Annotated in this window: 5 protein-coding genes; all 5 read right to left on the bottom strand. The window is 69.4% G+C overall.

Annotated elements, in window-relative coordinates:
• Window positions 1-67 precede the first annotated feature (67 nt).
• On the bottom strand, window positions 68-2,941 hold the full coding sequence (topA, locus tag JGS39_RS15280) for a type I DNA topoisomerase (RefSeq protein ID WP_219569584.1): 2,874 nt from the start codon (window positions 2,939-2,941) through the stop codon (window positions 68-70).
• Window positions 2,942-3,278: 337 nt separating this feature from the next.
• Window positions 3,279-3,476 (bottom strand): hypothetical protein, encoded by a 198-nt coding sequence (locus tag JGS39_RS15275; protein ID WP_219569582.1) that lies wholly within the window; start codon window positions 3,474-3,476, stop codon window positions 3,279-3,281.
• Window positions 3,477-4,209: 733 nt separating this feature from the next.
• Window positions 4,210-5,745: a DUF7059 domain-containing protein gene (locus JGS39_RS15270; protein WP_236065740.1), complete on the bottom strand. Its 1,536-nt coding sequence runs from the start codon at window positions 5,743-5,745 to the stop codon at window positions 4,210-4,212.
• 72 nt (window positions 5,746-5,817) lie between these two features.
• On the bottom strand, window positions 5,818-6,444 hold the full coding sequence (locus JGS39_RS15265) for a small secreted protein (protein ID WP_219569579.1): 627 nt from the start codon (window positions 6,442-6,444) through the stop codon (window positions 5,818-5,820).
• 279 nt (window positions 6,445-6,723) lie between these two features.
• Entirely contained in the window at window positions 6,724-9,159 is a 2,436-nt protein-coding gene (locus tag JGS39_RS15260; RefSeq protein WP_219569577.1) for a sodium-translocating pyrophosphatase, read from the bottom strand.
• Window positions 9,160-9,319 lie beyond the last annotated feature (160 nt).

Genomic DNA, 9,319 nt, shown 5'->3' with positions numbered 1-9,319 from the left:
GAACGCCGGAGGGGCTGGACGTGTGTCCAGCCCCTCCGGCGTTCAGGACCCCAGGGCCCCGGAAAGGTCAGTCCTCCGCAGAAGCCGAGGACGCAGCCGTCTTCTTGGCCGCAGTCTTCTTCGCCGCTGCAGTGGTCGTCTTCTTCGCGGCAGTCGTCTTCTTCGCCGCAGTCTTCTTGGCCGCAGTAGCCGTCTTCTTCGCCGCCGTCGCCTTCTTGGCCGGCGCCTTCTTTGCCGGAGCCTTCTTCGCCGTCTTCTTCTTGGCCGGCCCCTTGGCCCGCTTCTCGGCGAGCAGCTCGTAACCGCGCTCCGGCGTGATGTCCTCGACGCTGTCGTCGGTCCGCAGCGTCGCGTTCGTCTCGCCGTCCGTGACGTATGCGCCGAAGCGCCCGTCCTTGACGACGACCGGAGCACCGCTCACCGGGTCGGTGCCCAGCTCCTTCAGCGGCGGCTTGGCCGCAGCCCGCCCGCGCTGCTTCGGCTGGGCGTAGATGGCGAGGGCCTCTTCGAGCGTGATGTCGAAGAGCTGGTCCTCGGAGGTCAGCGACCGCGAGTCCGTGCCCTTCTTCAGGTACGGGCCGTAGCGGCCGTTCTGTGCGGTGATCTCGACGCCTTCGGCGTCCTCGCCGACCACACGCGGCAGCGACATCAGCTTCAGCGCGTCGGCCAGCGTCACCGTGTCCAGTGACATCGACTTGAAGAGCGAGGCCGTCCGCGGCTTCACCGCGTTCTTGCCGGTCTTCGGGGTGCCCTCGGGCAGCACCTCGGTGACGTACGGGCCGTAGCGCCCGTCCTTGGCGATGATCTGGTTCCCGCTGACCGGGTCCGCACCGAGCTCGAAGTCACCGCTCGGCTTGGCCAGCAGCTCCTCCGCGTACTCGACGGACAGCTCGTCGGGCGCCAGCTCCTCGGGGACGTCCGCGCGCTGGTGGCCCTCGGAGTCCTTCTCGCCGCGCTCGATGTACGGGCCGTACCGGCCGACCCGCAGCTTGATGTCGTTGCCGACGGGGAACGAGGAGATCTCCCGGGCATCGATCGCGCCGAGGTCCGTGACGAGCTCCTTGAGCCCGCCGAGATGGTCGCCGTCGCCGTTGCCCGCGTCGGAGGCCTTTCCTGCTCCGGCCGCGTCGTCACCCTCCTGCGCACCGAAGTAGAAGCGCTTCAGCCACGGTACGGACTGGGCCTCGCCCCGCGCGATGCGGTCGAGGTCGTCCTCCATACGGGCCGTGAAGTCGTAGTCGACGAGCCGGCCGAAGTGCTTCTCCAGCAGGTTGACCACAGCGAACGACAGGAACGACGGTACGAGCGCCGTGCCCTTCTTGAACACATACCCGCGGTCGAGGATCGTCCCGATGATCGAGGCGTACGTCGACGGGCGGCCGATCTCGCGCTCTTCGAGCTCCTTGACCAGCGAGGCCTCGGTGTAGCGGGCCGGCGGCTTGGTCGCGTGGCCGTCGACGGTGACCTCGTCGGCGGTCAGCGCGTCGCCCTCGGCGACCTGCGGCAGCCGGCGCTCGCGGTCGTCGAGCTCGGCGTTCGGGTCGTCGGCGCCCTCGACGTACGCCTTCATGAACCCGTGGAAGGTGATCGTCTTGCCGGACGCGGAGAACTCGGCGTCCCGGCCGTCGCTCGCCCGTCCGCCGATCTTGACGGTGACGGAGTTACCGACCGCGTCCTTCATCTGGGAGGCGACGGTCCGCTTCCAGATCAGTTCGTAGAGCCGGAACTGGTCGCCGGTGAGACCGGTCTCGGCAGGGGTGCGGAAGCGGTCGCCGGAGGGACGGATCGCCTCGTGCGCCTCCTGCGCGTTCTTGACCTTGCCGGCGTACGTGCGCGGCTTGTCCGGCAGGTAATTCGCACCGTAGAGCTGCGTGACCTGCGCCCGGGCCGCGGAGATCGCGGTGTCCGAGAGGGTCGTGGAGTCGGTACGCATGTAGGTGATGAAGCCGTTCTCGTACAGCTTCTGCGCGACCTGCATGGTGGCCTTGGCCCCGAAGCCCAGCTTGCGGCTCGCCTCCTGCTGGAGGGTCGTCGTACGGAAGGGGGCGTACGGGGAGCGGCGGTACGGCTTCGACTCGACGGACCGCACGGCGAACGTGGAGTCGGCGAGCGCGGCGGCCAGGGCGCGTGCGTTCGTCTCGTCCAGGTGCAGCGTCTGGGCGGAGCCGGCCTTGAGCTGCCCGTCCGGACCGAAGTCGCGGCCCTGTGCGATGCGGCGCCCGTCGACCGCGCTGAGGCGGGCGGTGAGTGTCGAGGGGTCGGAGGCGTCACCGGTGCGGCCGGTGGCGAACGTGCCGGTCAGGTCCCAGTACTCGGCGGAACGGAAGGCGATGCGCTCGCGCTCCCGCTCGACGACGAGGCGGGTGGCGACGGACTGGACACGGCCCGCCGACAGTCGCGGCATGACCTTCTTCCACAGGACCGGCGAGACCTCGTAGCCGTAGAGGCGGTCGAGGATACGGCGGGTCTCCTGGGCGTCGACCATGCGCTGATTGAGCTCGCGCGGGTTGGCGACGGCGGCCCGGATCGCGTCCTTGGTGATCTCGTGGAAGACCATCCGGTGGACCGGGACCTTGGGCCTGAGCACTTCCTGCAGGTGCCACGCGATGGCTTCGCCCTCGCGGTCCTCATCGGTGGCGAGGAAGAGTTCGTCGGACTCTGCCAGAAGCTGCTTGAGCTTCCTGACCTGGGCCTTCTTGTCGGCGTTGACGACGTAGATGGGCTGGAAGTCGTTCTCCACGTCGACGCCGAGACGGCGTACCTCGCCGGTGTACTCGTCCGGCACCTCGGCGGCGCCGTTCGGGAGGTCGCGGATGTGCCCGACGCTCGCCTCGACGACGTATCCGGGGCCGAGATAGCCCTTGATCGTCTTCGCCTTGGCAGGCGACTCGACGATGACGAGTCGGCGGCCGCCCTGTGCGGTCTCGCTGGTCGGGGACAACTTCGCTCTTCTCTCCGGTCGACGCTCGGTGGGCATCAGGGCAGCGCGATGGCGCTGCCTACAGTGCTGTCGCTGCGGAGTGTGACGGTACAACCCGCCCCCGTGTCAAACGGCAAAAGCCCGCAACGGCCACTCGAACGGTAACCCGACTTCCGCCATTCCTGCCGCCCGGCCCGCTCCGTCCGCCGTCTGCGCGGCCGCTGCCTGCGGGTTTCGGCGGCGCTGTGGCCGCCCTGCGGACGAGAAGCCCCCGGAGCGGCCCGCCCGGGCGTGTTCCCGGGCGGGCCCGGGCGGCCGGGGGCAGGAGCGGGTTCAGATGCGGGTTCAGATGCGGGGTTCAGATGCGGGTGAGGCACCACACCCCGAGGACGAGGAAAAGTACGCCGAACACAGTGGCGAGTGCGGTGGAGGCAACGGGGCTCACCCCGTGCGCCACCGGCGCACGGTGCAGCACACGCGCCCCCGTCCACAGCAGCAGTGCGGCGCCGAACAGCGCGAACACCGTTCCGGCGAAGACAGCAGGTCCGCTCTCCATACCCGTACGCCTCCCCGTCCCCCGGCGCGGCCCGACACGGTCCGCCCGCCCGGTGCCGCCCGGTTCGGGGGAGGTTCCCACCGCGGAACGTCGCAGGCACGAACTCCGGGTGAACAGCCGGGCCGTGGTGGACATCTCACGGTTGACGCACCCCTCGACGCATCACCGCAGGCACGGCAACCATGGCCGAATTCACATCACAGCCGGGCCTGCCCCTGCCCCTGCATGCCACATGACGCATGCCGCATGCCGCTGCGGTCGAGCACCGTCAGCCGTACGAGGGTGAGCGACGCGGGCCCGATCGCGTCCCGGCCTCCCCTGTACCGCCGCCTCGGCCACGGGGACCGGCCTTAGTGCTCGACCTTGGAGCTCGACCTTGGAGCTCAACCTTGGAGCTCGGACCTGGAGCTCGGACCTGGAGACAGTCCTCCGCGGGCAACTCAGCTTCGGCTCCGGCCATGTAGGGCTTCGGCGGAACGCCCCCGACGGCGCGCGACCACGCCCGTGAGCCAGGGCAGCACCCAACCGGAATCCGGCGCCGGAGCAGCGGCCGCGCCGCAGCACACGGGAAGGCACTGGTGACAAGGCCATCCGGCAGATACGGCCGAGACACCCCGCCCCCGGACCGGAGCCCGTCCGCAGGGCTCAGCAGCCACTGCCGGGCAGCCTTGCACAGGACCCGGTCCGCGGAGCGCCTCCCCCAGCCCCCGCGGATCATCCGGCCCTGTTCGGATCACCCAGTCATCCGCCCGCCCGGGGGCAGGGGCTCCAGGAAGCCTTCCTCGACCAGCAGCCGGATGGCCTGCGGGGTGCGGTCGCGCAGCAGCACCGGGTCCTCGTTCATCAACTGGGCGATCGCGTCCAGGATCCGGCCGGCGGGCAGCGATCCGTCGCACACACCGGCGAACCCGGCACCGACCGCGTCGACCTTCGTCGCGCGTCGCATACCGCGGTTCTGACGCAGCACCACATGTTCGGGGTCCTCGGCCCCCGGCAGGCCCACCTGCTCCTGCACGACCTCGGCGGCAAGGGTGAAGTGCGCGGCCAGGAGCGCCGCGTCGTCCTGCTCCCGCAGATAGTCCTGGCGGGCGAAGTGCGCCTCTACGGCCGGCCCGAGCGGCTGCTCCACCGCGTGCGGCCACTCCTCGATCACGATCGAGGGCTCCCCGGCGGCTGCCGCGGCGGACTTCCGCAGCGTGATCCAGCCGAAGCCGACCCCCTTCGCGCCATGGGCCTCGAACTCGTCGAGCCAGGCGTCGTACCGCGCGGCGTACTCCGCGGGGTCCGTGCGGTGGTCGCCGCTGTCACGCAGCCACAACTCGGCGTACTGCGTGACGTCCTGCACCTCGCGCTGCACGATCCAGGCATCGCAGCCCTGCGGTACCCAGGAACGCAGCCTGTCCTGCCACTCCTCGTCCTCGGTGTGCTGCCAGTTGGCCAGGAAGTGGGCGTAGCCGCCCTCGTTGAGCCGGTCGCCGGTCTGCTGCACGAGGGTCCGGCACAGGTCGTCGCCCGCCATGCCGCCGTCGCGGTAGGTGAGGCGGGCGCCGGGCGAGATGACGAACGGCGGGTTGGAGACGATGAGGTCGTACGTCTCCGTGCCGACGGGCTCGTACAGCGAACCCTCGCGCAGGTCGGCCGGGGCGGCGCCGGACAGGGCGAGGGTGAGCCGGGTGAAGTCGAGGGCGCGCGGGTTGAGGTCGGTGGCGGTGACCCGGGTGGCGTGCTGCGCGGCGTGCAGTGCCTGGATGCCGGAGCCCGTACCGACGTCCAGGGCGGAGCCGACGGGCCTGCGGACGGTGATCCCGGCGAGGGTGGTGGACGCCCCGCCGATCCCGAGGACGACACCCTCCTCGTGCGAACCGATCCCGCCGGCGCCGCCCACGGCGCAGCCCAGGTCGGAGACGATGAACCAGTCCTGGTCCTCCGGGCCGCTGTACGGCCGCACGTCGACCGTGGCCCGCACCTCGCCGTCCGCCTCGGTCAGCCAGCCGTCCGCCACGCACTCCGTCAGCGGCAGCACGGCGGCTGCCCGTCCGGCGGGGACCGGGCGCTGAAGAAGGAAGAGGCGCACGAGCGTGTCGAGCGGCGCGTCGCCCCGGGTGGCCCGCAGCGCCGGGACCGTCTCGCTGCGGGCGAGCGCGGCGTAGGCGGGTGCGCCGAGCAGTTCGAGGAGCCCGTCTGCGGTGAAGGCGGCGGCGAGCAGGGCTTCGCGGAGCCGGGTCGCGTGGTCTGCTGCGGGGAGACTGGTCTTACTCACATGCCCCATTGTGACGGCTCCCACTGACAACGGCAGCGGCCCCGCGGCCCACCAGGGCCACCGGGCCGTTCGCGGGCCCGGCTACGACTCCTTGCTGGGCGAGGCGGACGCCTCCTCGGACGGCGCCGCCTCCTTCGAGGCGCCGGCCGCGGGCGACGCCGAGGCCGTGGGCTTCTGGCAGCCCTTCTGCTTGGCCATCGCCTCACCGACGTCACCGGACTGAAGCTTCTTCAGTGCCTGGTCGCCGTTGGTGCTGATCTTGTTCAGTTCGTCCGCGATGCCCTTGAGACCGTCGGCGAACTCCGCCTGGTCCTTCGTGTCCAGGGCGTCGACCTTCTTCTGCAGATTCGCGTAGGCCACGGAGGAGGCGTTGAGCTCCTTCACGGCCTCCTTCTGCGTCGTCTCGCCGTCGTCGACCGGCGGCGGACCCGCCGAGTCGACGGCCGTGCCCAGCGCCTTGTACGCCTGCGAGATCTGCTGGAAGGCGGCCGAGTCGGTCTCCTGGACGTCGGCGGGCTTGCTGTTGTCGGCGGTCTGCTGCTGGATCGAGGCGTTGGCGTTCGCGATCTTCTGCAGCTGGGGCTGGACCTGGTCACAGACCTGCTTGGCCCAGTCGTTCACCTTGTTGTCGCTGTCGTCGCTGCAGCCCGACAGCGTAAGTACCAGTACCGCACCGCCGGACAGCGCGGCCGCAAGCTTCTTGTTCACCGGATTGGTCCCTTCCAAGGCTCTCGGCCCCGGAACTTACACGCCGAGCGCCCTCCATCCGGGTGCCGGGTGTCCGGTGGATGGGCTTTTGCATCCATTTGCACCAAGGGAAATGAGGGAGATACAACTCACCCGCACAGCCCCCGAGCACGGGAACACCTGAACGACCCACCACTCGTGCGGTCACAGAAACGGGCGGACGCGACATCAGGATGCCGCGACCGCCCGACTGCTGATTTTCCGTCACCTAATGGCTGTGTACGTCGTGCCGGTTCCGGCTCACTGAGCGGCTGCCGGGTCGGCCGGCCTGGCCGTACCCTCCCCGCCCCCGCCCTCGGAACCGCCGTCCTCGCCCACGGCGATCCCCCTCCTCTTGGAGACGTAGACGGCGCCGACGATGACCGCGATGGCCAGCACGGCCACCACCGCCCGCACTCCCGCGCTCGCGTCCTCGCCGTAGCTGAACTGCACCACCGCGGGGGCGATGAGCAGCGCCACCAGGTTCATCACCTTGAGCAGGGGGTTGATCGCCGGCCCGGCCGTGTCCTTGAACGGATCGCCGACCGTGTCACCGATGACGGTCGCGGCATGGGCGTCACTGCCCTTGCCGCCGTGATGGCCGTCCTCGACGAGCTTCTTGGCGTTGTCCCACGCCCCACCGGAGTTGGCGAGGAAGACGGCCATCAGCGTTCCCGTGCCGATCGCTCCCGCCAGATACGAGCCGAGCGCCCCGACACCGAAGGTGAAGCCGACCGCGATCGGCGCCAGCACCGCCAGCAGACCGGGGGTGGCCAGCTCGCGCAGCGCGTCCTTGGTGCAGATGTCGACGACCCGCCCGTACTCCGGCTTCTCCGTGTAGTCCATGATCCCGGGGTGCTCGCGGAACTGCCGTCGCACCTCGTAGACCACGGCGCCCGCCGAACGGGACACCGCGTTGATGGCCAGGCCGGAGAAGAGGAAGACCACCGCGGCACCGAGGATCAGGCCGACCAGGTTGTTGGGCTGCGAGATGTCCAGACTCAGCCCCAGCTCCCCGGCCGAGGCGCCGACGTCGTCGACCGCGGTGGCGATCGCGTCCCGGTAGGAGCCGAAGAGCGCCGCTGCCGCCAGAACCGCCGTGGCGATGGCAATGCCCTTGGTGATGGCCTTGGTGGTGTTGCCCACGGCGTCCAGGTCGGTGAGGACCTGCGCGCCGGCGCCGGTGACATCACCGGACATCTCGGCGATGCCCTGCGCGTTGTCGGAGACCGGGCCGAAGGTGTCCATGGCGACGATCACACCGACGGTGGTGAGCAGCCCGGTACCGGCCAGCGCCACCGCGAACAGCGCCAGCATGATCGACGTACCGCCCAGCAGGAACGCTCCGTAGACGCCGAGCCCGATCAGCAGCGCGGTGTAGACGGCGGATTCCAGGCCGATGGCGATACCCGCGAGCACCACGGTCGCCGGCCCGGTCAGTGAGGACTTGCCGATGTCCCTGACGGGGCGCCGGCTGGTCTCGGTGAAGTAGCCGGTCAGCTGCTGGATCAGGGCTGCCAGCACGATGCCGATGGCGACGGCTACCAGCGCGAAGACCCGCGGGTCCCCGCCGTGCGAGGTGATGGCCGCATCGGTGACTCCGTCCAGTTCAGCGTACGAGGACGGCAGGTAGACGAAGACCGCGACGGCCACCAGTACCAGCGAGATGACTGCGGAGATGAAGAATCCGCGGTTGATGGCGGTCATTCCGCTGCGGTCGGTGCGGCGTGGGGCGACCGCGAAGATCCCGATCATCGCGGTGACCACACCGATCGCCGGCACGATGAGGGGGAAGGCGAGGCCCGAGTCGCCGAAGGCGGCCTTGCCCAGGATCAGGGCGGCGACCAGCGTGACGGCGTACGACTCGAAGAGATCGGCCGCCATGCCCGCGCAGTCCCCGACGTTGTCGCCCACGTTGTCGGCGATGGTGGCGGCGTTGCGGGGGTCGTCCTCGGGGATGCCCTGTTCCACTTTGCCGACCAGGTCGGCACCGACATCGGCCGCCTTGGTGAAGATGCCTCCACCGACCCTCATGAACATCGCGATCAGCGCCGCACCGAGCCCGAAGCCCTCCAGCACCTTCGGCGCGTCGGCGGCGTAGACGAGAACCACGCACGAGGCGCCCAGGAGCCCCAGTCCCACGGTGATCATGCCGACCACGCCGCCCGTACGGAAAGCGATCTTCATCGCTTTGTGCGAAACGGCAGTGAGATCCTTTTCCGGTTCACCTTCCGCAGGAGTCGCCTCACGCGCTGCGGCCGCCACCCGGACATTGCTCCGTACGGCCAGCCTCATGCCGATGTATCCGGTGGCTGCCGAGAAAAGCGCACCGACCAGGAAGAACACCGAACGGCCGGCCCGCTGGGACCAGTTGTCTGCCGGAAGCAGCAGAAGCAGGAAGAAGACCACTACGGCGAATACGCCGACCGTACGCAGCTGACGAGCCAGATAGGCATTCGCGCCCTCCTGGACCGCGGCCGCGATCTCCTTCATGCGCTCGGTGCCCTCACCCGCCGCCAGCACCTGCCGTACCAGCAGCTGGGCGACGATCAGTGCGGCGACGGCGACGACCGCGACGACGATCACGATGATGCGGTTGTCATCGGTGAGTACCGCGGCCGCGAGAGTGGTGGGTGGGTCGGAAAGTGCGGAAAACTGCGTCAGTTCTGCCAGTGGTGTGGTGCCGAACCCCGCCATACGTCCTCCTTGACGCTCAGCGCTCAAGACGTGGACGGATTGTAGGGAGCGGAACACGATCAAAACAGTGCGCGGTAAATGTAATTGACCTTCATCCACCGAACGGCAATTGATCGAGATCTCCACATGGACCGAATGCAGTAATGGGACAGATGCATTG

The organism is Streptomyces poriferorum (assembly GCF_019399235.1).
GTDB classification, from domain to species: Bacteria; Actinomycetota; Actinomycetes; order Streptomycetales; family Streptomycetaceae; genus Streptomyces; species Streptomyces poriferorum.
This window is presented reverse-complemented; position numbering and strand designations above follow the sequence as displayed.